At 39.1% G+C, this 23071-nt stretch carries 30 protein-coding genes; 22 read left to right on the top strand and 8 right to left on the bottom strand.

Going from position 1 to position 23071, the window contains the following annotated elements; translation table 11 throughout:
- Nucleotides 1–52 precede the first annotated feature (52 nt).
- The 6 genes from ACXAF2_RS16020 (at nucleotide 53) to ACXAF2_RS15995 (ending at nucleotide 5016) form a co-directional block, all read left to right on the top strand.
- Nucleotides 53–1018: a DUF2268 domain-containing putative Zn-dependent protease gene (locus ACXAF2_RS16020; RefSeq protein ID WP_475140100.1), complete on the top strand. Its 966-nt coding sequence runs from the start codon at nucleotides 53–55 to the stop codon at nucleotides 1016–1018.
- A gap of 40 nt (nucleotides 1019–1058) precedes the next feature.
- Nucleotides 1059–1391 (top strand): TIGR04104 family putative zinc finger protein, encoded by a 333-nt coding sequence (locus tag ACXAF2_RS16015; protein ID WP_475140098.1) that lies wholly within the window; start codon nucleotides 1059–1061, stop codon nucleotides 1389–1391.
- A gap of 232 nt (nucleotides 1392–1623) precedes the next feature.
- Complete coding sequence (locus ACXAF2_RS16010; RefSeq protein ID WP_475140097.1) at nucleotides 1624–2136, top strand: CBO0543 family protein; 513 nt, start codon at nucleotides 1624–1626, stop codon at nucleotides 2134–2136.
- A 236-nt stretch (nucleotides 2137–2372) separates the two neighbouring features.
- The gene (locus ACXAF2_RS16005) at nucleotides 2373–2954 is read left to right on the top strand and encodes a TetR/AcrR family transcriptional regulator (protein ID WP_475140096.1); all 582 of its coding nucleotides are present in this window, start codon (nucleotides 2373–2375) and stop codon (nucleotides 2952–2954) included.
- Between the two features lie 195 nt (nucleotides 2955–3149).
- Nucleotides 3150–4361, top strand: a complete 1212-nt coding sequence (locus ACXAF2_RS16000; RefSeq protein WP_475140423.1) for an MFS transporter — start codon at nucleotides 3150–3152, stop codon at nucleotides 4359–4361.
- A gap of 208 nt (nucleotides 4362–4569) precedes the next feature.
- A complete protein-coding gene (locus ACXAF2_RS15995) occupies nucleotides 4570–5016 on the top strand; it encodes a carboxymuconolactone decarboxylase family protein (protein ID WP_475140094.1) in 447 nt (148 codons plus the stop codon).
- Nucleotides 5017–5416: 400 nt separating this feature from the next.
- Here ACXAF2_RS15995 and ACXAF2_RS15990 read toward each other — a convergent pair whose 3' ends face one another.
- The 4 genes from ACXAF2_RS15990 to ACXAF2_RS15975 all read right to left on the bottom strand — a co-directional run bounded on the left by ACXAF2_RS15990 (nucleotide 5417) and on the right by ACXAF2_RS15975 (nucleotide 10521).
- Complete coding sequence (locus ACXAF2_RS15990) at nucleotides 5417–6502, bottom strand: GerAB/ArcD/ProY family transporter (protein ID WP_475140093.1); 1086 nt, start codon at nucleotides 6500–6502, stop codon at nucleotides 5417–5419.
- A gap of 33 nt (nucleotides 6503–6535) precedes the next feature.
- On the bottom strand, nucleotides 6536–7633 hold the full coding sequence (locus ACXAF2_RS15985) for a Ger(x)C family spore germination protein (RefSeq protein WP_475140092.1): 1098 nt from the start codon (nucleotides 7631–7633) through the stop codon (nucleotides 6536–6538).
- Nucleotides 7634–7648: 15 nt separating this feature from the next.
- Nucleotides 7649–9112, bottom strand: coding sequence for a spore germination protein (locus ACXAF2_RS15980; RefSeq protein ID WP_475140421.1), 1464 nt, complete (start codon nucleotides 9110–9112; stop codon nucleotides 7649–7651).
- A 740-nt stretch (nucleotides 9113–9852) separates the two neighbouring features.
- Complete coding sequence (locus ACXAF2_RS15975) at nucleotides 9853–10521, bottom strand: Type 1 glutamine amidotransferase-like domain-containing protein (protein WP_475140419.1); 669 nt, start codon at nucleotides 10519–10521, stop codon at nucleotides 9853–9855.
- A 398-nt stretch (nucleotides 10522–10919) separates the two neighbouring features.
- On the opposite strand from ACXAF2_RS15975, the gene ACXAF2_RS15970 reads away from it, so the two are divergent.
- The 6 genes from ACXAF2_RS15970 to ACXAF2_RS15945 all read left to right on the top strand — a co-directional run bounded on the left by ACXAF2_RS15970 (nucleotide 10920) and on the right by ACXAF2_RS15945 (nucleotide 13774).
- Nucleotides 10920–11261 carry a hypothetical protein gene (locus ACXAF2_RS15970; protein ID WP_475140090.1) on the top strand — a complete coding sequence of 114 codons (342 nt, stop codon included), beginning with the start codon at nucleotides 10920–10922 and terminating at the stop codon, nucleotides 11259–11261.
- 76 nt (nucleotides 11262–11337) lie between these two features.
- On the top strand, nucleotides 11338–11697 hold the full coding sequence (locus ACXAF2_RS15965; protein ID WP_475140089.1) for a YxiJ family protein: 360 nt from the start codon (nucleotides 11338–11340) through the stop codon (nucleotides 11695–11697).
- A 264-nt stretch (nucleotides 11698–11961) separates the two neighbouring features.
- Nucleotides 11962–12315, top strand: coding sequence for a Na(+)/H(+) antiporter subunit C (locus ACXAF2_RS15960; protein ID WP_475140088.1), 354 nt, complete (start codon nucleotides 11962–11964; stop codon nucleotides 12313–12315).
- A 236-nt stretch (nucleotides 12316–12551) separates the two neighbouring features.
- Nucleotides 12552–12884, top strand: a complete 333-nt coding sequence (locus ACXAF2_RS15955) for a hypothetical protein (RefSeq protein ID WP_475140087.1) — start codon at nucleotides 12552–12554, stop codon at nucleotides 12882–12884.
- A 53-nt stretch (nucleotides 12885–12937) separates the two neighbouring features.
- Nucleotides 12938–13171 carry a DUF3953 domain-containing protein gene (locus ACXAF2_RS15950; RefSeq protein WP_475140085.1) on the top strand — a complete coding sequence of 78 codons (234 nt, stop codon included), beginning with the start codon at nucleotides 12938–12940 and terminating at the stop codon, nucleotides 13169–13171.
- 159 nt (nucleotides 13172–13330) lie between these two features.
- Entirely contained in the window at nucleotides 13331–13774 is a 444-nt protein-coding gene (locus ACXAF2_RS15945; protein WP_475140084.1) for a GNAT family N-acetyltransferase, read from the top strand.
- A 138-nt stretch (nucleotides 13775–13912) separates the two neighbouring features.
- On the opposite strand, the gene ACXAF2_RS15940 is transcribed toward ACXAF2_RS15945, so the two are convergent.
- Nucleotides 13913–14155, bottom strand: a complete 243-nt coding sequence (locus tag ACXAF2_RS15940) for a hypothetical protein (RefSeq protein ID WP_475140083.1) — start codon at nucleotides 14153–14155, stop codon at nucleotides 13913–13915.
- Nucleotides 14156–14232: 77 nt separating this feature from the next.
- Nucleotides 14233–14856, bottom strand: coding sequence for an HNH endonuclease family protein (locus ACXAF2_RS15935; RefSeq protein WP_475140081.1), 624 nt, complete (start codon nucleotides 14854–14856; stop codon nucleotides 14233–14235).
- Nucleotides 14857–15321: 465 nt separating this feature from the next.
- Between ACXAF2_RS15935 and ACXAF2_RS15930 the strand changes: the two genes are divergently transcribed.
- The 3 genes from ACXAF2_RS15930 to ACXAF2_RS15920 all read left to right on the top strand — a co-directional run bounded on the left by ACXAF2_RS15930 (nucleotide 15322) and on the right by ACXAF2_RS15920 (nucleotide 17206).
- Nucleotides 15322–15759 carry a DUF4275 family protein gene (locus ACXAF2_RS15930; protein WP_475140080.1) on the top strand — a complete coding sequence of 146 codons (438 nt, stop codon included), beginning with the start codon at nucleotides 15322–15324 and terminating at the stop codon, nucleotides 15757–15759.
- Between the two features lie 76 nt (nucleotides 15760–15835).
- The gene (locus ACXAF2_RS15925; protein WP_475140079.1) at nucleotides 15836–16009 is read left to right on the top strand and encodes a hypothetical protein; all 174 of its coding nucleotides are present in this window, start codon (nucleotides 15836–15838) and stop codon (nucleotides 16007–16009) included.
- 63 nt (nucleotides 16010–16072) lie between these two features.
- Nucleotides 16073–17206, top strand: a complete 1134-nt coding sequence (locus ACXAF2_RS15920) for a serine hydrolase domain-containing protein (protein WP_475140077.1) — start codon at nucleotides 16073–16075, stop codon at nucleotides 17204–17206.
- A gap of 67 nt (nucleotides 17207–17273) precedes the next feature.
- On the opposite strand, the gene ACXAF2_RS15915 is transcribed toward ACXAF2_RS15920, so the two are convergent.
- Complete coding sequence (locus ACXAF2_RS15915; protein WP_475140076.1) at nucleotides 17274–18464, bottom strand: MFS transporter; 1191 nt, start codon at nucleotides 18462–18464, stop codon at nucleotides 17274–17276.
- A 237-nt stretch (nucleotides 18465–18701) separates the two neighbouring features.
- Nucleotides 18702–19175: a GNAT family N-acetyltransferase gene (locus tag ACXAF2_RS15910; RefSeq protein WP_475140075.1), complete on the bottom strand. Its 474-nt coding sequence runs from the start codon at nucleotides 19173–19175 to the stop codon at nucleotides 18702–18704.
- A gap of 264 nt (nucleotides 19176–19439) precedes the next feature.
- On the opposite strand from ACXAF2_RS15910, the gene ACXAF2_RS15905 reads away from it, so the two are divergent.
- From ACXAF2_RS15905 to ACXAF2_RS15875, 7 genes are all read left to right on the top strand, one after another.
- On the top strand, nucleotides 19440–19937 hold the full coding sequence (locus ACXAF2_RS15905; RefSeq protein WP_475140073.1) for a GNAT family N-acetyltransferase: 498 nt from the start codon (nucleotides 19440–19442) through the stop codon (nucleotides 19935–19937).
- Complete coding sequence (locus ACXAF2_RS15900; RefSeq protein WP_475140072.1) at nucleotides 19924–20496, top strand: GrpB family protein; 573 nt, start codon at nucleotides 19924–19926, stop codon at nucleotides 20494–20496. The genes ACXAF2_RS15905 and ACXAF2_RS15900 overlap by 14 nt, the downstream gene beginning before the upstream one ends.
- 38 nt (nucleotides 20497–20534) lie before the next feature.
- Complete coding sequence (locus ACXAF2_RS15895) at nucleotides 20535–20705, top strand: hypothetical protein (RefSeq protein ID WP_475140070.1); 171 nt, start codon at nucleotides 20535–20537, stop codon at nucleotides 20703–20705.
- A gap of 122 nt (nucleotides 20706–20827) precedes the next feature.
- Nucleotides 20828–21337 (top strand): MepB family protein, encoded by a 510-nt coding sequence (locus tag ACXAF2_RS15890; protein ID WP_475140069.1) that lies wholly within the window; start codon nucleotides 20828–20830, stop codon nucleotides 21335–21337.
- A 164-nt stretch (nucleotides 21338–21501) separates the two neighbouring features.
- Nucleotides 21502–21663 carry a hypothetical protein gene (locus ACXAF2_RS15885; RefSeq protein ID WP_187443216.1) on the top strand — a complete coding sequence of 54 codons (162 nt, stop codon included), beginning with the start codon at nucleotides 21502–21504 and terminating at the stop codon, nucleotides 21661–21663.
- 107 nt (nucleotides 21664–21770) lie between these two features.
- Nucleotides 21771–22325: a cysteine hydrolase family protein gene (locus tag ACXAF2_RS15880; protein WP_475140068.1), complete on the top strand. Its 555-nt coding sequence runs from the start codon at nucleotides 21771–21773 to the stop codon at nucleotides 22323–22325.
- Between the two features lie 99 nt (nucleotides 22326–22424).
- The gene (locus ACXAF2_RS15875) at nucleotides 22425–22862 is read left to right on the top strand and encodes a VOC family protein (protein ID WP_475140066.1); all 438 of its coding nucleotides are present in this window, start codon (nucleotides 22425–22427) and stop codon (nucleotides 22860–22862) included.
- Nucleotides 22863–23071: the final 209 nt, after the last annotated feature.

Here is a 23071-nt window from a genome sequence, read left to right as displayed (position 1 = left end):
TTTGTACGTAATTAAATCTAAATGCTGTATGCATGAAAGGGAGAGTGAGACGGTGAAAAAAGCATTCCATCTATTTATAGTGGTCTCCAGTCTATTTCTTCTTGTTAGTTGTTCTAATAAGAGTAATAAAAATGAAGAAGAATTACCTTCACAGGCAACAGTGGAGTTTTCTAACAACGGACAAAACTTACGTATTATTCCTTTATATGAGGAAGTATTAAATTACACAATGGAAATGAAGGAGACTGAATCAGCAGAAAATAAACAGGTTTATATTGATAACGTTGTCAAACCTTTTCAGGAAATTGCCTCAGAGGACGATATCAATATAGGTAATGGGTACTTCTCTCACTTCTCTCCAACTAATCAGATTGAGAAACTAGAAGAGAATACCATCAAACTCCTGAAAAATCAGGATTTGATAAACGGCTTAATGAAAGAATCACTATTAAAATCCTCTCGGGAACTGGATGGGATTGATAAAACTGTTTTTGTCATGCCACTGTCCCCCGAAAATACTTTTCCAATTCAAAAAATGGATGGGGTAACGGGTGTAGCATTGAATGAAAATGCCATTTTAATTCACATTGATCCTTCTTATGTAGAAGACACGTTAAAGTATGGGGTGGCACACGAGTACCATCATACTGTGCGGATGGAGAGTAAGGGAGGAATAGATACTTTAGTAGATTCCTTCATAACAGAAGGAGGGGCTGATGTATTTGCTAGAAGTATCTATCCAGATCAAACTCCTCCATGGATACAAGAACCCCTATCGGAAGAGTCAATAGCGACCATATTAGAAGGTTTAAAAGAGAATCTACATACAATGGACACCGATATGTATAACGATTATAAAGTTGGCAATCGTTCAAAAGAGATTCCGCTCTGGTCGACCTATCGGATGGGGTATTTGATTGTTGAAAGTTATATAGCCAATCATCCTGATAAATCACTTAGAGAGTGGACTCAGTTAGATGCTGAGGAAGTTTTTAAAGGTAGCGATTATTTTGAGTGATGGTGAAAAACTCTGAAACTACTATTCTTAATATAGATATTTGGTTAAACGGGAAGAAACTTTAATATTATCGAGGTGTTCTATTTTGCAGAAATGCGATCATTGTCATACTCCATTTAGCTGGAGTGAAATCTATCAATCGTTTGTCTGGACATACAAACCAATTGAATGTAGGAACTGTGGAACGGAACATGGAATAACCATTTTGGGGAGGTTATCTTTTGTTTTTTGCACAATTGTCCCTGCGCTGATTTTTTTGATTTTCCTATCCCCTTTCGATAATGTTATTTTAACTTTTGTTATAGGGATGTCCATTCTCTTGGGTGGTTCATTGTTAACACCATTTTTTGTTACGTATAAGGGGGGAGTGTGAGGTTTTACACTTGAGCTCAAGCTGACTCTTCATCTATATTACATAAACCTCAACATTACTGAACAAAGGAGGGAAGCGAAACCCGAAGATATGAGAGTATATAGTCAAACTGGTGGGAGTAATTGAACTGATTGCCCTTCTATTTATTAAGTAACCCTTTCATTAATAATGTATCATAGACTGGAAATATGGAGACAATAAAGAGGTGATTTTTTTATTAGGAGGGGATTATATGTTCATGATTATAAGAGTGATCCTGTGGGTATTTGCTGCATGGCGATGGGGGGATTGGAGGAATTGGAAGAAGTACCAATCTACCATCTTGTTTTTCATCTTACTGGATTTATTATATAATTTTCTAACATATAATCACACGTTGTGGCAATATGAGCCTACACCTCTTATACCCAATCATACGTTGAACAATCTGATAGTGATGTTTATATTTTATCCTTGCATTGTACTTATCTATCTTGGACGATATCCAACTGGTAAGGTCAAACAAGGGGCCTGGATTCTTTTTTGGTCATCATTTTTATCTCTTATTGAGTTTATCAACAACAAAGTAGGCCTCATAACCTTCCATAATGGATGGAATATAATGTGGTCTATATTTTTTTATCTGTATTCCTTGCCCATATTGAGACTTCATTATAAAAGACCATTACTCACCTATTTATTGGCAGTTCTGATAACTATAGGATTGTTATGGATATTCAAAGTTCCTATCAGTAAAATGAAATAAGTACATTTCTCTGTAATTCATACAAAGATCCACTTCAGTTAAATCGGGATCTTTCCTTTCTTATTGAGGGGTTGAGTAGAACTACTTTGATCACCATCGTATTGATGGAAAATAGAGGAATGAAGTCAGGTGAACCATTTTCTTTTCTCCGATGTTGCACACTGCTGATACTTGACACAAGTATGTCTAAGTTATATCATAAAAAAGACCGATTGTTCTTTTTTGGAGGTGGAATTTTGAATAAAGGAAAAAAAACGAGAACACATATCATAGAAAAGTCATCTGTATTGTTTAACAAAACGGGTTATAAAATGACCTCAATTTCAGATATTATGAATGCGACTGGCCTAAAAAAAGGTGGAATATATAATCATTTTGAAAACAAAGATACATTGGCAAAAGAATCTTTTTCTCATTCAAAAAACTTATTAAAAGAAAAGTACCATGAAGCAGTCGCATCAAAAAATACAGCTTGCGAACAGCTTGACGCTTTTATTTCCATCTTTTGTTCATTGTACGAAAATAGTATAGTAGTTGGAGGGTGTCCACTAATGAATGCTGCCATAGAAGCAGATGATTCGAAAGTGGAATTTGAGGATTCCATAAAAGATGGCTTCTCCGGATTATTAAATTTAATTCAGAAAATTATTGAATATGGACAAAAACATAAAGAAATTGACAGTGAATTAGATAGTAAACAATTAGCTATATTCATTCTCTCTTCTTTAGAAGGTTCTCTAGCCTTGAGCCGTTTGTTTCAAGATAAGTCTTATTTAGAATCGGTTATTAAACAAATAAGGTCCACTCTTTTCCGATAGACATCCAATTTTATATTTTTTTCAAAAAAAAGAGACCGTTCAGTCTTTTTTGTCTGAACTTAGTGCAGTTAAGGGCGTTCAAAAAGAGTAAGTATTAAGGAATAGGGTGATTATCACAAAATTAACTGAGGCATCTAAGGAAATGAAGTCTGAGTACAAGAATGAAAAAAGGAGGTGTTTTTTATAGTGAAACGTATGCTCTTAGTATCATTTTTAATGTCGGTAGGGGCAACCTTTGTCACTCCATTATTTCCTTTGTACAGTGAGACGTATGAGATGAATAGTTTGGAAATCACAATACTATTTGCCATTTATGCAACCTTCTTATTACCGAGTTTACTTATTATCGGTGTAAATTCGACTAGATGGGGATTGAAGAGGATTGTGCGTATCAGCATATGGCTTTCCATTTTGTCTACACTTATTTTTCTCGTAAGTGCTAATGACTGGATGCTTTATTTAGCGAGAATAATGGAAGGCATTGCTTATGGGGCGTTTACAGGATCAGCTGCTGCTTATTTAATCCTACAGACTTCTCCGGACAGGACCCAAAAAGCGATAAAACTATCAGGAGTAGCTATACTTTCAGGATTTGGATTTGGTCCTGCAATTGCAGGGGGAATAATTGAATACAGTAATCTGCAACCACTTCGGTTTCCATATGGAATCTTACTGGCTCTTCTCATGATTTCACTCATCCTGTTGGAAACTCTTCCTAAAGATGCTGGTACCGGTGAACAGAGGAAAAGTAATACAAAGGTTTCTTTAGGGTTACCCAAGAACATTCGTTCTCCTTTTGTTTCAATGGCAGGATTGCCAATTTTTACAGTTTTTACTATACAAGGAATTGTCTTTTCTTTAATTCCTACTTTCGTTAAAAGTGTCATTCAAACATCCAATCTCGCAGTTTCAGGGATGATTATCTTTGTTCTCCTCATTGGGGCAGTTTTGGCTCAGTTTATTCCCTGGTTAAGTCATCCAGTCAAACGAATACGAATTGGAATCCTGCTTCTGTTAACCGGGGCTTGGATCATTGTTGCTTCTGGTATTGTCTCAAACTTACCATTGCTTTGGGTAGGTATTATCCTGCAGGCCATTGGTGGTGGGTGGACCTTTCAAATAGCTTTAACATTTGCAGGGCAGTTACCTAATCCGGTAGAGCGTCCAAGAGTAATTTCGATCTTTTATTTGTTTGCTTACTCAGGCTTTATTTTCCCTGTAGTTGGTGTCGGATTGCTCTCTCTATTTATTGATTTGCATTTTTCTCTCATTATTCTTAACATTTTCGTTACACTTATTGCCATCCATGTTTTGAAATATTCTGAAGTCTTTTCTCGTCACTACTCACATTTAGGTGGTTCAACAAAACCTATGAAAAATCAAAAACCCACAATAGTGAACAGATGAATGTAAAAACAAATCATTTCTGCCAGAAAGAAATGTCGCTGGTCATAGAGCAAAATTGTCTAGATTAAGTGGTTTTTGGAAACATCTATAACTGAAGGATCGATAAATGATACATCCAATTATGTGTCTCAATAATTAACATTCATACTTTATTACTTCCATACATTGGGGAGAATAACGGTAAAAAATTTCCAAGGAGAGATACCTTATGACTCAAAGAGTTGCCTATTATGAAGTTGCTGCTGATGCTATGAAAATTATGATGGATATGGAGAAATATACAAAAAAAACAAAGATTGACCGCAAACTTCGGGAACTTATAAAGATTCGTGCTTCTCAAATGAATGGGTGTGCATTCTGCATTAACATGCATACATCCGATGCTAGGAAAATGGGAGAAACTGAACAGCGAATTTATTGCCTGAATGCATGGGAAGAATGCGAATTTTATTCGCCGGAAGAAAAAGTAGCCCTGGAACTTACCGAACATATCACTCTAATTCCAACCAAAAGAGTACCTAATAACTTGTACAGACGTGTCCGGGAACATTTTGATGAGAAACAATATGTTGACCTAGTAATGATAATAAATCAGATCAATAGTTGGAACAGAATTTCAATTGCAATGGGAAATACAGCTGGTAAAGATAATTAAAGGAGGTATACATCCAAACAGAATTTAATCCTTCTGAGGTAAAACCTCCGCATTCCCATGCCTGATTTTTTTATCAGATCTACTATACGTTAACAGTATTGAACAAGGTCAGACAGATAACTTGTCACTTACACTTTCTAATTGCTTTAAATCGTACACAGTTGTTCAAGAATAGATGGTTGACTCAGCAAAATCATAGTTTGCAGGGTCGATCCATCTATGAATTAACATGTAATCACCTTGCTCGGATGATCTTCTTCTCACAGTCGAGGTGACTGAGACGATGTTCAACTAATTAATAACGTTGGAATAAGGTACATCTTTCAAGACTTCTTGGAGAAATGGTTTATGCGTTCATAGGTAAGATCAAATCAGGAATAGCGAGTCATTATGTTGGGAGCTATAATTTCTTTATTCGTGTAATGAAAAACATGATCGGAATATAGAGATAAAGAAAATACATCCCCATAGTTGAATGATAATCTGTTAACAGACGAATACTCTTGTAATCCTTTATGAATAGACTTGCAATAAGCATTCCAATGAGAAAAATAAGGAGACTTGAACGCCGCTTTGTATTGAAGGCGTTCATCATTCCTCGGCTCGCTACCCAAAGACCGAGAGAAATGTTTGCCAAAATTTTAATCAACCAAACCGATATTGCTAAATATTCTAATCTTTGCAGTATAGGTACTTGAATGATCTTAAGCATAGTGAGCGTTGGCCACAGAAGATGACGAATATAGTCTACATTGAAAAACATCAATGTTATGAGCGTTGTTAACAAATAAAAAGAGGTTATAAATAATACAGTGAAATGCGCCCATTTTTGCGATTTTTCTGGAGTTTTTATAAAAGGGTAATAGACAAGGATCGCTTCAACTCCCATGAATAAATAAAGTGTGCTCTTAAACGAGAAGAGGACTTCGTGCATGGAGTGGTGATTGAATGACACTAGGTTCCGAGGATGGAGATGGGGGAGGAGCAAAAGTATGAATGGAATGACGATTAAATATGAAATCACCATTCCCCAGAAACTAAGACCGGTTACGCTTCGAAAGCCTCCAGATACCGTATAATATATAAGAAATAATAATACTATCCCCATGGGTACCATATTCATTTCTGGAAAGATCCAAACTTGAACAACGACATTATAGGCACGAAATTCGATAAGAGCCCCTATATAAAAATAAAGTATAATTGCTACATTTATTGTACTCCCAATGATTTTTCCAAAATATAAAGTATTGATACCGATAATATCAACCCCATCTTGTTTTAGGAGTAGAATCTTGTAGATCATCCAGATAATCAGGTGAATACTTATTCCCAACAGAAGGATAGTCATCCATGAGTCATTTCCCATTTTTTTGACAAGGTTGTGCTGGAAGTTCAATATACCTACACCGACCATGCTGACATATATCAAAAATACGATGAAGAAGGGTGATATTTGATATTTTTCATCAATCGGATTCTTCATAAATAATAGATCTCCCTTTTAGTATCAATTGATTTATTCTGTAGTTCCTGATTGATTTATCGTGACGTTCACACTTACATGTGTATTTATTTCTGGATACAATTCATTTAGTTCTTTAGAGTTCAAATTTTTAGATTTATGTCTAACTAAGTCCCCCATACCGACAGGATCCACATTATTTTCCTGGAAAAAAGATAGTAATTTTTGAATTTCTTTTTCAAAATGATCTCCCATTTTTTCTTCGAGTTTTGTTACCTTATCCTTTGACTTTAATACGCCTATATTTGGGATCTCCTCCACTTTTACATTTATTTCTAAATGGATGGAAACGGAGGGGGGCAATTCTTCTATCTTTACATTCATAGATACTTTTGATTTGTTAATATGAATTAATATTTGCTTCTCAGGGCCTTCATTTAATGATTCTTCTGTACCTGGAACCATATAACTCCCAATTTTAGCGTTTTTAAGAAGTAAATTTAGTAAGAAAGCTTCTTCATTGTTAATATTAATGATCTTTTTATCTTTTTTGAATAAAGCTAATCCATCAATCTTCACTTCTCCCTGATCCTTCTTGAAAAATGGAAGGAACATATCACGTCCTTCTCCATAATAATTGAATAATGATTCATGTAGATTCATCATAGGTAGATTACCGTTTTTAATATTTTGTTCGACCATGTAGGATAAAAAAAAGGGCTCTCCTGATTTTTGTATTATATCCAATAATTCTGCGGCATTACCCTCTGCTACTCCGAGTTGAAGCATTGAAGGGATTTTTGGATCCCGGGTCAAACTTTGTAATTGATCTCCAATTCCCTTTTCTGAATAGTCATTTCCTAATAACACCATTCCCAATTGACCTATTTCAACTTGATGTTTTGACTTGCGATTTATTCTTGGAATGAGATCATAATTAGAACTGGAAACAGTATCTATCAGTTTGAATTCTGTATCCCCCATTGCCTTATAGCGAGGAATAAGAACCGCTCCCTTATAGCTTTTTCCATCCATATCAATACTAAGGATTTGGGGGAGTTCAATATCATCAACCACTTTCTGCTTGGGAATACAACCTGGTAAACATGTGCTCAAAACGATCATCAGGATAATAAATGTAGTCTTAGCCATAGTGGCTTACTCCTTCTATTCATTAGTAAAGTCTTTTTTAAATTTATCTGTACGAATAACATAACGTAATATAGACATAGGTCTTAAATACCCGGGTCTTTTATTGAGATTTTTATAAGAAGAACGTATAATACTATCCCCAAAATCATTCACTCTTAGTGGAAATAAAGGAACGGTGTAGGGAGCACCCAATGATTTTAATTGAGTTAAATGGATGAGAATGAAGGTTATGCCAATAAACATCCCAATTCCTCCCCATAGCGAGGAAAGGATAATAATTGGAAAGCGTAGATAACGAATGGTGTTAGACATCTTAAATAAGGGTGTCGTAAATGAAGCTAACGCAGATAGAGCAGTAATAATAATTAGGATGTTACTTGTTAACCCTGCTTCAACCGCTGCTTGACCTAGTATAACGCCCCCTACAATACCCAATGTTTGGCTGATTTTAGTAGGTAATCTCGCACCTGCTTCTCGGAGGAACTCGATTGTTACCTCTAAAAATAAAACTTCAATTACAGGAGGAAAAGGAACGTCCTGCCTTGAAAAGATAAGGGGACCAAGCAAATCCATTGGAATGACTTCGTAATGATATGTAGTTAAAACTAAATACATTGATGATGCAAATAAAGAGAAAAGCACTCCGAGAATACGAATGATTCGAAAAAAAGATCCTAAAACCCAAGGTAAATAATAGTCCTCCGGTGAGATGAAAGAATCAAAAATGCTTGAAGGTCCAGTAACAAAATAGGGAGAACCCTCACATGCTATGGCTACCTGTCCACTGATCAGTGCATATACTACGCGATCTCTCCGTTCGGTTGAGAGGAATATTGGGAATGGAGACTTAGAGTTGTCTGAAATAATTTGCTCCAGCTGAGATGAATCAAAAACAACATCAAAATCCATATCGCACAGCCGTTGTTCAACAGTATCAATGTATTGCTTATTTGTTACTCCTTCTATATAAATAATTGCGACTTTGGTTTTGGATACTGTACCAATGGTAAAGTCCTTTACAACCAAGTTCGGAATGTTTATTTGAGCCCTCAGCAAACGTATGTTAGTACTAATGTCTTCTACGAACCCTACCTTCGGACCAACCACACTAAATTCATTTTCCGTATCATTATTTTCGCGCATCCCTTTTTTGGTAGACATGTTAACTAAAGCATATTTGTCCATCTGGTTATTTTTGAAATGGATGGCTGCGTAACCTTTTAGTACTTTTGATTGTATATCCTGGAACTGATCAGTAATCTCTATATCGTCAACCGGAATCCAGGTTAACAGGTCCTCTATTTTTTTTAGTTCCGAATCCAAAGTGCGGTTTTGTATTGCGTGAATGACTTGTTGCTGAAGAACTTTTTCATCAATTAATGTATTGAAATAGGAAATAGTAATATCTTGATTAGAAACAGAAATAGTTGTCGTTTTAAAGTCATAAGACCTACCTGATAATTCTTTAAAATGTTCCATATCCTTTATTTCCGTTAGCAATTTAAATCCTCTCTTTTTCCTGGAATGTCATATGGTCAAATTAACTCAGAAATAGTAATTCTATTGTATTTTTAGTCATGTTCCCTTTAATTATGCAATATATCCTAATGATGATAGTTAAGGGAGAACCAGGTATGCTTAAAAAGCAATATAATTTTGAAGGTATGTAGTGGGGAAGGTATGACTCTTAAAAATAAGGAGGGCTATTCAGAATGGATTCAAGTTGAGTGACTTTTCTATTGTTCTATCCCCTCTCTTCCAAAAAACAATCATTGCAATCATTATTTCCTTTTTATTAATGCTAAGCTATTAGAAACACGTCGTTATACCGTTTTATTAATTTTTGATTAGCACTACATTGGTTCAATCTTTACTCTTGTTACAAATCAAGGTACCTTCGAGTTGTGGGTTCCTTTAGTATTTATAGTAGTTTTCATTTACTTGTTTTTTAGTAAGCATTTAAAATGAAAGCCAGTATTTTAGGACTTTCTGTGGCATTATATCAGTTGATTCTCCATTATATTGGCTTATTCTTTTATTCAACGAAAGGGGATGTTTGTAGAATGAAAAACGGATAACTTCAGAGGAATGCGGATTTTCAGCGTTAATGAAAACTCAAAGTAAAAAAGCCTAATTTAGTGGAGAAATCAGGCTTTTTTAAAACTCCATTGCCGCAACTTGCCCAAATGAACCGAACAAGTGGGCTGACCGTCTCGGTATTAAGGGGTGAATAGCTTCCATTGCCCCTCGGAAACAACTTCAACGGCCCCATCGGTCACTTTGATGGCCGTCTCATCGTCAATCGCGTACCCTGGCACCGAGACACCTGCGGCCCACTTTTCTGCATTGGCCAAGGTATTGTCCGGTAACATCTCGTGACCCAGGTGAGGAAACAACGCAAAATCCACCAGACCCAGCGTTTTATCTTCCCCTGTGGGAGGGCGCCAGCCTACGAATTCTTCGCCGATTTTCGGGGCCATCACCATGCTTCCAGCGCTCATTCCCACATAGACTGCATCGAGTGATGGCAAAAGGTCTGCAAGCCCCGATTGCCGCATCCAGTAATACAGGTAGAGGGCGTCGCCTCCAGACACAAGCAGGACGTCCGTCTCCCGGACAAGGGGCACCCAGCGGTCTTCGTCTATGCTTGGCAGCGCTGTGAGCTCTAGAACGCCGACAGACTTCCAGCCCAGGTCGACCATGGGATTCTCGGAATTCCCGCTGATAAACAGCCAGGCTTTGTCGCCAGGACCGACCCAGGGGTGTCCGTACATCGCAGTGGGGATGCAGAGAGCGTTGGAGTCGGCGATCGGCTTGTCGAGCATGTCCACCAGCGCGTTGTGGATCGTCGAGTTATTGACGCCAGCGGAAGTTAGCAGAAGTTTCATTCCCGACGTTCCTGAGGACTTGGAATCCTCTAAATGATTTTTCGACATATGTTTTTCCTCCTAAGGGTACGAACTTTTTCGTGTTAACCTTTAAGATTATTACGTATTATCCTGATAGGTCGTGCATAGAAGTCACTTCGTCGATGGTTAAATATCTCCATTTCATTTTATCATGTTCCCTTCATATGTTTTTGGCGTATTTACGATAAATAACAATTTTCTGACCTTTCATTCAAGTATTCAAGAATTGAAGGGGTGTCTAAGGGAAGCACGGGGACGGTTCTCTTGCTTCGGAAGCACAAGAACCGTCCCCATGCTTCTCCCGTGCTTCTTTTTTGAACAATAAGGATTTTCTAAAAAGGTCACACAAGTAAATATATCAGCAGGTGGTTGTAAAATTGATAACGAAAAAAAAGGTTTTATATATTGGATTTAGTGTGATCATACTTCTAATAACTATTATGGTGTATACATCTCCAACTAAAAAAGAAATTGAACAATGGACATTGAATGAAAATGAAATTGTATGTCAGAAAGATGATTGGGGTTTAAAGTGTATGAAAGATAATCGGGAAATTAGGTTTAGCTCTTCACACTTTAAAAATATAGCGGTATTTTCCTCTTATGAAGTAGAGTATGAATATGAAAGTGATGAACAAGTCACCTATAGAACTCTAGGTATCTTTGGGATGCTATTTTCTCAGGAAGATGGGGTGCTTTGGGAGAAGATATTAAATTAAAAAGTGTCAGACCAGTAGACGAAGAAAGCGTATTAAATTATATACAGACATACTCAATAGGTGAAATATGAATAATATGATAAATATCCTTACTGAAATGAAAGTCGAATTAGAAATGCCTTTTCCATATAAGGACATCCAAAAGATTCAAGAAGACTTTCAAAGAGAATTTATAAGTCTAGCAGATAATGAAAATAGTTTGACAGGCGATTTTAACAGTTACAGCATGAATATTGCTGGAACCCTAAGCTATGTTTTAGCAGGTAAGACAAAGGAGATTCCCAAAGGTCAAATTGATCTTTTACGAAAGTCGTTCTTTGATTTATTTCCGCAATATCAGTTTCTGGAGCAAAACATACATGTCTATAAAGACTTATATGATGAATATAGTAAGCATGAAGAAGCAAGGCAGATATTATTGATACTCGTTAAGTAATTCAGATTTTCTTCTATTGTCGGGGGCTTATCCAGAACAGGGTAAGCTCTTTTATGATGAATATTTCTCTTGAGTATGCTGAGTGAATTTGAAATAATTGGTATTAAGTTAAAAGGGCAGGATTGTTTAAGATATTTAAAATAAGAGACAAACGAGAGTAATAGTCAAACTCTTAATAAACTAATGTGTGCTTTACTGAACGAGGAGCTTCCTCTAGTGTGTTCAAGTAGAGTGCAGGATAAGATAAGGTCAGGGTGATTTTGATTGGAAATATTAATGTCCATCGTAATCGGTATTATTATGATGTGTGCGGTTTATTTAATACTTTCTAAAAGTCTGCTTAGAATCATTATCGGTACAGGGCTTCTCAGTCATGGGGTTCACCTTTTGCTAATAACAATGGGAGGATTACCAAAGGGAGAAGAAGCACCTCCTTTACTAGGTGAGCACTCTGCTAAAGGATATATAGATCCTCTCCCTCAGGCTTTGATTTTAACTGCGATCGTAATCAGTTTTGGAGTAACGGCGTTTTTCTTAGTGTTAGCGTACAGAGCTTATCAAGAGATCGGAACGGATGATATGGAGAGAATGAGAGAAAGCGAGGATCATTGGGCGTAAAAGAGCTATTCATTTTCTGTTGATAAAGTTTTGTCGGGTAAATCAGGCTGCCGTTCTTGGGCTTTTTTTAGTGAATTAATGGGCAGGTATGATTTCATATGAAAAAGGAGGGCTATTCAGGGCTTTGCATAGCAATTTCTCAGCTGATTCTCCATTACGTTGGTTAGATTTCTTGTATTCAAAGAAAAATATCATTAATTTAAAATAATAATTCAAACAACTAGGCGGTATTTATGATGAATGATAAAAAGCTGAATGAATTTACTTTAGTTGATGTTGTTAAGAGAGAGATACATTTTACAAATACTATTTTCGATAAAACAGACTTTAAAGATTATGATGAAGGTAAACTGCTGGCTTACAATCAAATGCTGGCAGATCTTAAAGAAATGAAGGAAAGTGAATTTATTAACAAGTACCTAAATATTATAAAAAAAATTGCCATACAATTTGAAAACGAAGAAATTACAGACGACCGTGAAATAGAAAAAATGTCTGGATATAATAATGCAGTTGTCTCTATCTTAAAATGTATAAACCCAATTTATGAGTACAAGGTAGAAGGTTGATCTACGAACAATCAAGCAGGAATAGGTGATAACAAGAAAAAGGTGGTGATAAATTGTTAAAGATATTACACATTATTTTATCAATAACAGTTATTGCAGTCGCAGGATACGGCTTGATTACTGGGGATTTTAAATTTCAACCATATATGATGTTGTGTTTGAGTTTAACGATGTTAGTAATGGGACTAAGGGAGTTTCAAAAGGGGAATAAGGGTTATGGATGGTTAGGCACAGTTACTTGTTTATTTATCTTTTTTGTATCCATCCAAACTTTCTGGTTGATGTAAGTGGGGGCAATAACTGAAGATCGGTTTGCGATTCTTTATTTAGTTATGGCTTTATTGAAGGAAGCATGGGGACGGTTCTCATGCTTCGGAAGCACAAGAACCGTCCCCATGCTTCTCTAACCCACACAATAAAACAGTACATAAGAGGTGTCCAATATCATGAACTGGAAATTAAAGAGCTTTAATGAACTATCCACTCACGAGTTGTATGGGATTTTACAAGTGAGGACCCAGGTCTTTGTGGTGGAGCAGGAATGTCCCTACCTGGAAGTGGATGGGAAGGATCTGCACGCATACCATCTTTATAAAGAAGAGAACGGAAAGGTGGTTGCTTATGCAAGACTTTTACCGGCAGGTGTTTCGTATAAAGAGGCGTCCATTGGCAGAGTTCTTGTGAAGGATGACTATCGTGGGAAAGGACTGGCAAGCGAATTAGTAAAAAGGGGATTGGATTTCATACATGATGAATTAGGGGAAAGAACGGTGAAGATTCAGGCTCAGGAATATTTGCGGGAGTTCTATGGGGCATTTGGATTCAGGGCGATAACGGAAACCTATCTGGATGATGGCATCCCTCATGTCGATATGATTTTGCAGAAGTAATGGACCCCCTTTCCGTCAGGCTATTGATGAGTCTCATATACGATTGTAATGAAGTTGCCGGACAGACTGATCCTTTTGTCTGGCATTTTTATTCAATCAACGTGTCTGGGTCTGCCCGACACGTTGATCTCATTATCGTTAAGGACGTTCCAGTACAGCGGCAAGCATCCCATGCACAACCTCATGATCACGCACATCATGCAGACGATACTCCTCACCCGGAAGCGAATACCACTCCTCAGCACCAACATACGTGATGGCGAGTGTCAGGCCCCCTTCATCATCGCAGGTGGTGACAAGTTCAAGCTCGCCGCTGATCACGCCGACCTCAGAGGTCATGACACCATGGGTTGCGGTAAAAATCGTTGATTTCTTATCCATATGTATTCCTCCATTCTAGTGTTTGGTATGAACAATGCCCGTACGAGCCGGCCGTACGGGCATTGCTGGTATTCAAATCAGTAAACGCAGCTGTTCAGCATGCCCTGGAGCGCGGTCTTCTCTGATGACTGAAGGCTTAATCCCCATTTGTACTTGGTACTGATCCACCACTTAGAATACCCACAGTCTGCGCCGGAACGCGGTGGCTGCCAAGTCGATGGATCCTGGTCCCCTTTGGAGCGGTTGGAGCTGGCGCTGACCGCGATCAGTTGCGGGCCGCTCAGGTCGTTGGCGAAGTCTTCGCGCTTTTGGGTCGTCCAGCTGCTGGCACCGGAACGCCATGCTTCTGCAAGTGGGACGACGTGATCGATATCAAGGTCGGACGGATCGTAGAATGTGACGCCATCGTAATAGCTGTACCATTTGCCGGATGTCACAGGGCAGTTGCCGCTGTAATAGTCAGCGTCACGCTGGAGCACCAGCTGGCGGGTGTCGCAGCCGCTGCCTTGCCCGATCCAGTGGGGAAACTTGTCCCGGGAGTAGCCGGACATGGAGCTTTCGGACTTCACAGTCAGTGAGTTCAGTTGTGATTGGGCCGTGGACTTGGAAGGCGTGCCGGGCGGGAATGCAAAGGCTGACGGCAGGAATAAAGCGAACGAGAGAAGTAGTGCAACAACAAACAACATCGATTTCTTTAGCATGGGTATGCCTCCTGTATGTATTTTTTTATATCAACATCTCATTCTGAGAGAATGGGATATTAATAGTAAGCCCGCAACCATAACGATGTAATACACAGAGAAAAGATGGGTTTCATGGTAAAGTGATTTTTTATAGGAGATTTAAGGTAAGTTCGCCTCTACCTGAAATGATAGAGGATGGAATAACCTTCTAACAAGTTAATATTTTGTAAATCATCACACTTTACAAAGGTTGAATCCTTCTTCCTATTCCTTCTGGAGCATGAGATCATTACGGTTCCGATAAGCGTGAGTCGTTACGCCTATAAGGAGAGCCATCATCCTTTTCTTTATGGACTTGAAAAGCAGGGAATAAAAAGAGTGGAATTATTGAAGGTGGTTTGAAATAATTGGTATTGAGTAGAGTAGGATATTTGAAGAAGATTCCCGGATCTAATTGGGAATTTACTATTGGAGGAGCAAAAGATGAACGACCTTTACGATAGACTTAAAGCTCGGAACATAAAGATCATGGAAATGCCCAAATGGGGTCCGTACTTAAAAAGAAAATGGGAAGATCAATTTGCGGCCCATTTAAGTGATGAAGATAAGAAATCGATTTACCTTCATGATACTGGTGGTTCTTGTGGCTATCTATGGCACGTGTTCAGTTATAAGAAAAAAGAGTGTCTGGAGAGAGACAAGGCGGAAGCAGCTTTTACTAAACAATCAAAACAAGATTGCTATGTGTTTTATCAACATTCAGATTATGCTCTTCTTCTAGAAAGAGCCTCAATGCTTAAAATAGATGACTTAATAAATGAACAAGATATTTACGTAGTAGATAAGAGTTTCAACTGGACTTATATACAAACACACGAAACGGGGTATTGTGGTCCATATTTCAGTAGTAAAACGGATTGAATGTCATCACTATCGGCAACCACTTTTCAAAAAGCCGGCAATTCACTTAAAGAATATATGAAAAGGGGGAGAACCGGTGGAAAGAATTATTCACCAGAATAAGTCTGTAGATACATTGAGATACTATGCTATCGCACTATTTTCTTTGTTTACATTAAGGAAGGTAAAGAGAGTCGAGAAACGTAGAAAAGAATATAAAAAGGTCTTAATAGAACAACAGGGACAAAAAGAGGATCCTTATAAACTTTGATTATTAGGGTCTGAACCAATAAGAGATACTACAGGACTTAGAAATACTTATATGGAGGTTCTTATGAAATACTTTAATGAAAAATGTAACCCAATAACAGACTACATAAACGACCTGCTTCATGAACACCATGGAGTCGGGGTAAGCGTTGCCATTGTGAAAGACGGAGAAACGATCTATTCTAAAGGTTTTGGAAACGCCCGGATCGGACACGCAGAACGCTCGATTGACGGCGATACTAGGATGAGTATTCAAAGTATATCCAAGAACTTTATGGCCCTTTCCATTATGCAACTTGTAGAGAAGAAGTTACTTGCATTGGACGATGCAGTTGTTACCTATTTGCCATACTTCCGAACGAAGAATAAAGAACAAAGTGACACGATCACAATCAGGCATGTGTTGTCTCACACGGCAGGTTTTCCTTCAGAAGTAGGGATCGCCAATATGATTGCTCCCAATGTAAGAGAAATTTTTTCTGATACACCGACGGAATTTCAGGAAGCTTTGGATCATTATCAGCTGACAGAAGAAGAGATTGCTAGTATTAAAAATCGCGAAGATATCACGAAATGGTTCGAAAAAGTAGAATTGGAATACCCGCCAGGAGAGGGCTGGAATTATTGCACAGATGCGTATGTGATTCTCGCCGATCTTTTTGAAAAGGTAACAGGCAGCAAGTGGGAAGCATCTCTTCACGATGAAATCCTCACACCCCTTGATATGAATCGGACTACGAGTGACTCATATGAGGTGGAAGATGATCAGAACAGTGCCAGATATTATGTAGGCGAGGATAAAATCGAAACGCCTTTTCCCATCAACCCTATCTCGGCGCCGATCGGGTATTTGTATTCAACCGCCAATGATTTAGGCAAGTATCTATCATTCCATTTGAATAAAGAATCGACTGTTTTACAATCAGAATTAATTGAAGAGATGCAAAAGCCCATTCATCTTGTAAGTGAAGAGTGGAGGGCGCCTGGATGTGATGTCAGGAGCTATGGACTTGCCTGGTTCACGGACACATATCGGGGATATAAAATCGTCGAACATGGGGGAGGTCAGTTAGGTGTAAGATCCCTGATGACCATGGTTCCTGAGCTCAATCTGGGAGTGGTGGTTTTATTGAATTTTGACGGGACCATTCATCATGATATTTGTGATAAGATCACGGATGTTTTTATTGATTCATGACAAGACGTTTAGGAGAAGTTTATGGCCGGACCCTCTACAAGTAGAGGGTCCGGCCACGTTGTTATATTTATGCTGATGTCTCATGCTTCCGGTCCAATCGATGGCTCAAGAATGTCAACAGGCTCGCACAAAGGGCAACCACTCCACCGACAAGTGACACATTCATCAAGGGCCCTTGATGGTAGACAAGGCCTCCGAGTGCCGATCCCATGGCGATGCCGACATTGCTTGCAACGGGCATCAAGGAAGCGGCGAGTCCTGTCGCTTTCGGTTGATACACACCGGCAAGGTCAATCAAGTAAAGCTGGGTGGAGGTCGTTAGCAGGATCGCCATCAAGGACATCAATCCAATGTTGATCAAGCCGATGATAAAATGGCCGGTCGTAAAGTACAATCCCATCAGGACAAAGGCCTGGATAAGGAAAACGAATCGGAGGCGTCCGATGGCATTATGACTGGCAATCTTTCCGGCCAGTATGTTACTGAAGATCGAGATGAATCCGTAGGCGAACAGGATCAAGCTGATGGAGCTGCCCGGTGCTCCCATCATGTCCAGAATCGGGACAAGATACGTAAATACCGCATAGGTTGCACCAAATCCCAGAGCCGGGATGAAGAAAGCCATCAAGATCCGCGGGTGGGTCAATAAAGAAAATTGATCACGCATGGAACTGCGGTATTGGCTGAGCTTACTGGGCAAATTCATGAACGATGCCAAAAAGGCAACCACACCAAGAATCGTCGTCAACAGGAACGTGGCATGCCAGTCGTACCACTCCGCGATGACGGTACCGATGGGAACTCCGATCACGTTTGCCAGAGTGAACCCACCGAAAACGAAGGAAATGGCCACTCCCCGTTTAGTCACAGGAATCGCTTCGCTCGCGATCGTCATGGCAAGGGAAATCGAAACGCCTGTGACGATGGCTGTCAGCATTCGCAGGACAAGGAGCATAATGTAACTGGTCGAAATCACACACAAGGCATTCAGAAGGATAAACGCCCCAATCAAAAACAACATCCATTTGCGCTTAGGAAAATGGCTTGTTGCGGACATGACGATCGGGGTGGCGATGGCAAAGGTAATCGCGAACGCCGACACAAGCGTACCTGCCTTCGCGTTGGTTATATCTAGGCTCGAGGAAATCTCCGTTAAGATCCCAACGATGACAAATTCGCTTGTCCCGAGAACAAACGTTAGTAAACTAAGTGTGAAGATAAGAAACCAATGCTGTTTGGTTAAGACAGTCTCTTGCATAAGTACCTCTTTTCTAAGATGGATATATCATCAGTATTCGTTTGGGCAAACAATTTAATTATCATATCATAAAATGAGACAGTGGGGACAGGTTCCTTGTCCCGGGAAGCATGGGAAAGCATGGGGACGGTTCTGGTGCTTCCTTTTAAATGATAAGAAGCAAGAGAACCGTCCCTGTGCTCCTTACAACAAAGCGAAAGGGCCCAACCCTATAGGCTGACCCCCTTTTTTAAAAAACTACTCCCAATCCTTCGACATAATTACAAACTGATACACCTGACCACTTATTTCATTTTCAAATTCCCCTCTTTTCCTGAATCCTTCTTTCTCATACGTTCGAATGGCCCGTTCATTAAAATCTGCAACGGCCAATTCCAAATGAGTGAACTTCAACCGTTCCCGTCCTTGATCGATGATGGCCTTCACGAAGGTCGAACCATATCCCTTTCCTGTCATGGAAGGCTTCATTTGAACCCCGAGGACCAGGATGTCTTTCCCCTCTTCTTCTACATGATAAAACTCACAATTTCCGATCAGATTCTCTTTTTCATCAACGACTGAAAAGGCTCTTTCCAGATGAACACTTTTTTTCAATCCTTCGATTTTTTCCGCCTGACTATTGTTATCATAAAACGAATAGATTCCATCATACGTCCACGTAATAAATTCTTTGATATCTTCTTCGGTCCTTCTTCTAATGGTCAGTTCCATGTTTGTGATCCCCCTTAGGATTCTCGTCCTGTTTCTCGATCCATTTTTCCCCTTTTTTCTCCATCTCTTTTTGCAATCCTCCACTATTTCCACTATCTCGCTGAGCGGAATTAACGTAATTACATGTATTTTTGAAGTTTCAAAGACATGGTGAATTTTATTCCATTTTACCATATGGTTTCTTGTATTTTCCTTTTTTTACAATTAAATCTATGGTATCTTCCAGTAGAGTAGCTCACGAAACGGATAAGGGGGAGAGGACGAATGAGCATCGTATCACTTAAAGAGATGCCGAAAGAGAACCTGGTTGAATTCTTCCATCGGCATTGGGGCAGTCCGAAGATGGTCATTTCCAGTGGGATCTATGACTGTGCTGCGTTAGACGGCTTTGCCTACCTGAATGAAGAAGCCGTAATCACAGGTTTGATTACATATGTGGTCAAAGACGGAGAATGCGAGATTATTTCCCTTGATAGTTTGGAAGAAAAGAAGGGAATCGGTACCGCCCTGATGAAAGAAGTAGAAAAGGTGGCCGCCGAGAACCGATGCAAACGCATCATACTGATTACAACCAACGACAATTTACCCGCAATGAAATTTTACCAAAAGAGGGGTTTCATGATTTCAACTGTTCACCGGTTCGCGGTGGAGAAGGCGAGAAAGGTAAAGCCTGAGATCCCCTTGGTCGGGAATGACGGGATTCCAATTAGGGATGAAATTGAACTGGAGAAGGGTGTGACTCTGACGGATGAAAAATCATAAGTGGCCAAAATGGGCTGTGGAAGCTATCGAGATTGAACCTCCAAACCCGGACTGGATCGAGGTGGGAAGGGCTGAAGCGAAGGAGCTCTTACACTCTTTGAGTCCTTTCGGTGTAAAGGAAGTAGAGCATGTTGGAAGTACCGCGATCCGCGACCTTCCTGCCAAACCGATTATTGACGTAATGGCGATGGTCCCATCCTTTGATGATCTTGAAAAGATTGCCGGTAGGCTAGGAGAGGATCAATGGCATTATGTGCCAGCAGAACTGGACAACCGGCCGTGGAGAAGGTTTTTTATAAAAGTGGAAAACGAGAAACGTGTCGCACATCTACACCTCATGCTGACAGGAGAACCAAGGTGGGCACAACAGCGGTCATTCCGCGATCGTTTGAACGTAAATCCTTTAGTAAGAGAAGAATACGCCGAGCTGAAAAAGCATCTGGCTCATCAATTTCCCGATGACCGGGAAGCGTATTCGGAAGGGAAAGCAGCATTTATTGAAAGAGTATTGGATCGCTCGGAAATGGGGGAGAGAAAATCAAAAAACGACTGCTATTGATGATGATCGCAGTCTGTGAGAATTGGGGAGAGAATTAAATGAAAAAAGTGACCATCTTTTTGTTGGCCGGCTTATTTATATTTATGTTAGGAGTCTGTTTATCTACTTTATTATCTACTCATTGGGTTGTAGTTGGCACATCACTTGCAATAATTGGAGGATTCATGATGGGCGGTAGCTCATACTTCTTGCCAAAAGTTAAAAAATAACACATTCTTTATGCCATTTAAGAGGGCTTACCCGAGAAGAAGGTAAGCGCTTTTTTATTGTGAAAACTTGATTGAAGTATGATGATTATAGTTGAAATCATTAAAAGAATAGGAGTGAAGATGTGAACAATTTGAATAAAGCGTTAACTCATGTAAACAAATTAGTCTATGAACCTAATCAATTAACCTTAACATCGATTCAAGAAGAAAAACAAAATTCAAATTACGGAGCGGGTACATTTCAATTACCTTCTTGTTCAGTTCGATTTAGAGTCGCAAAAAGAACACCTAATAAGGTAGGGCAGTTTGTTGCATTTTGGGAAAAAGATGAACATGATAACAATCAACCATATACATATGAAAAGGCACCTGATTTGTTGGTCATCAATACCTTTTTGAGTAATGAAGAATGGGGGCAATTTGTTTTCCCGAAAGACATTCTTGCCAAACAAGATATTCTTAAGACGAGTGCTGCGAAAGGGAAAATGGCCATTAGAGTGTACCCAAGTTGGGATACCCCAACCAGCAAACAAGCGATCAAAACTCAAACATGGCAGTTACCCTATTTTGTCGATTTGAGTGATACCAATAAACTACCCATGAAAAAAATACTGGAGCTGTATTCGCAGTAAATTAGTTTATTCAATTAATACTACATGTCTGAACTTATATTTATCCAATAAAGACGGCTTACTCGAGAAGAAGGTAAGCTTTTTTATTGTGATAATTTGATTTGAGTAGGATAATGAATTTGAAATAATTGGTATTGATTTAAAGAACATATGGAGGACAGATGATGGATAATCAATATTTTGTAGGTTGGGGCACACTGGCTTTGATAAATGCCGGACTTGCACAAGGGAAAAACAGGAAGGGATTAAACTGGTTTCTGCTTTCACTCGTATTGGGTCCTTTGGCGACGTTAATTTTGCTATTTGTTGAAAAGAGGGAACGGTAGCATATTAACGTGGGCTCTCCCTTGTATGGGGTGCGTAAATTGAAGGTATAACTCTCTTTTTGTTGAATTCTTATAATAAATATAAAAATTATTGAGGAGGAAGTATCATGGATCAAAACAGTGCATTGATAATAGTGGATGTTCAGGAAGCATTTGATGACCCAAAATGGGGAGAACGAAATAATGTAAATGCTGAAGAGAATATTAGTAAAATACTTAAGGTTTGGAGAGAGAAAGGAGGGCAAGTCATACATATTCAACACAAGTCAGATCATCCGGATTCTGTATTTTATCCCGGCAATAAAGGTTTCACCATTAAGGAAATGGTTCGTCCTCTTGAAGAAGAAGTGGTTATTACCAAGAAAGTGAATAGTAGTTTTATTGGCACCAATTTAGAAGAAACTTTAAATGAAAATCATATTAAAACGGTGATAATAACAGGATTAACCACTCCTCATTGCGTCTCAACAACGACGAGAATGAGCGGGAATTTAGGCTTTAATACATACCTAATATCCGATGCCACAGCGGCATTTGGAATGGAAGATCAAAATGGCCACTATTATGATCCGGAAACGATACATAACGTGTCTTTGGCTACCTTGAATGATGAATTTGCCACCATCCTTTCAACGGAACAATTGTTAGATAGGTTGAGTTAAGACACCATGGGAGACACCATGGGGACAGGTACCATGGTATCTCAAAGGAGCCGAGGGACCTGTCCCTGTGGTTCCACAGAAACATAGGAGGCATGGGAAATGAAGATCAATAGAATCGATCATGTGAGTATTAACGTACATGATCTTTCAGAGGCTAAAGCGTTTTTTGTTGATTTAGGACTTGAAGTGAAAGCGGAATGGGAAATGGATGGAGAGCAGTTGGACAGAATCGTTGGGCTTAAAGATGTGAAAACGGCATGTGTAGGATTGGGGATGCCAGATGGTCAGGCATGGATAGAGCTGGTCAAATTTTATACGCCGTCAGATGAAAAAGGGATTCAGCAACCTTTTGCCAATACGCTGGGTATCCGACATATTTGCTTGGCTGTTGAAGATATTGAAACGATTGTGGCCAATTTGAAAAAGAAGGGCACGGAAATCTTTAGTGAGATACAACAGTACGAAGAAAGTTATAAGTTATGCTACGTTCGTGGTCCGGAAGGGATTATTTTAGAGTTGGCGGAGAAAATCAGTTAATCTTTATAGATTTATTCTTGAACTATAGGTGGTTTAATGTAACAAGACGCTAAAATGAGGAAACACCAGAACGATAAGTTTCTGGTGTTTTCTTTATCCCCAATCACTTTCTAAACTTTAGAAGGGGATTCTTCTTTTTATAGCGGAAACCTCAAGTACCTTCTATCCAGCAACCAAATAGTTGCTTATACTTGACGAGCAACAAATAA

The organism is Rossellomorea sp. ABR4_004 (assembly GCF_056159585.1).
This window is presented reverse-complemented; position numbering and strand designations above follow the sequence as displayed.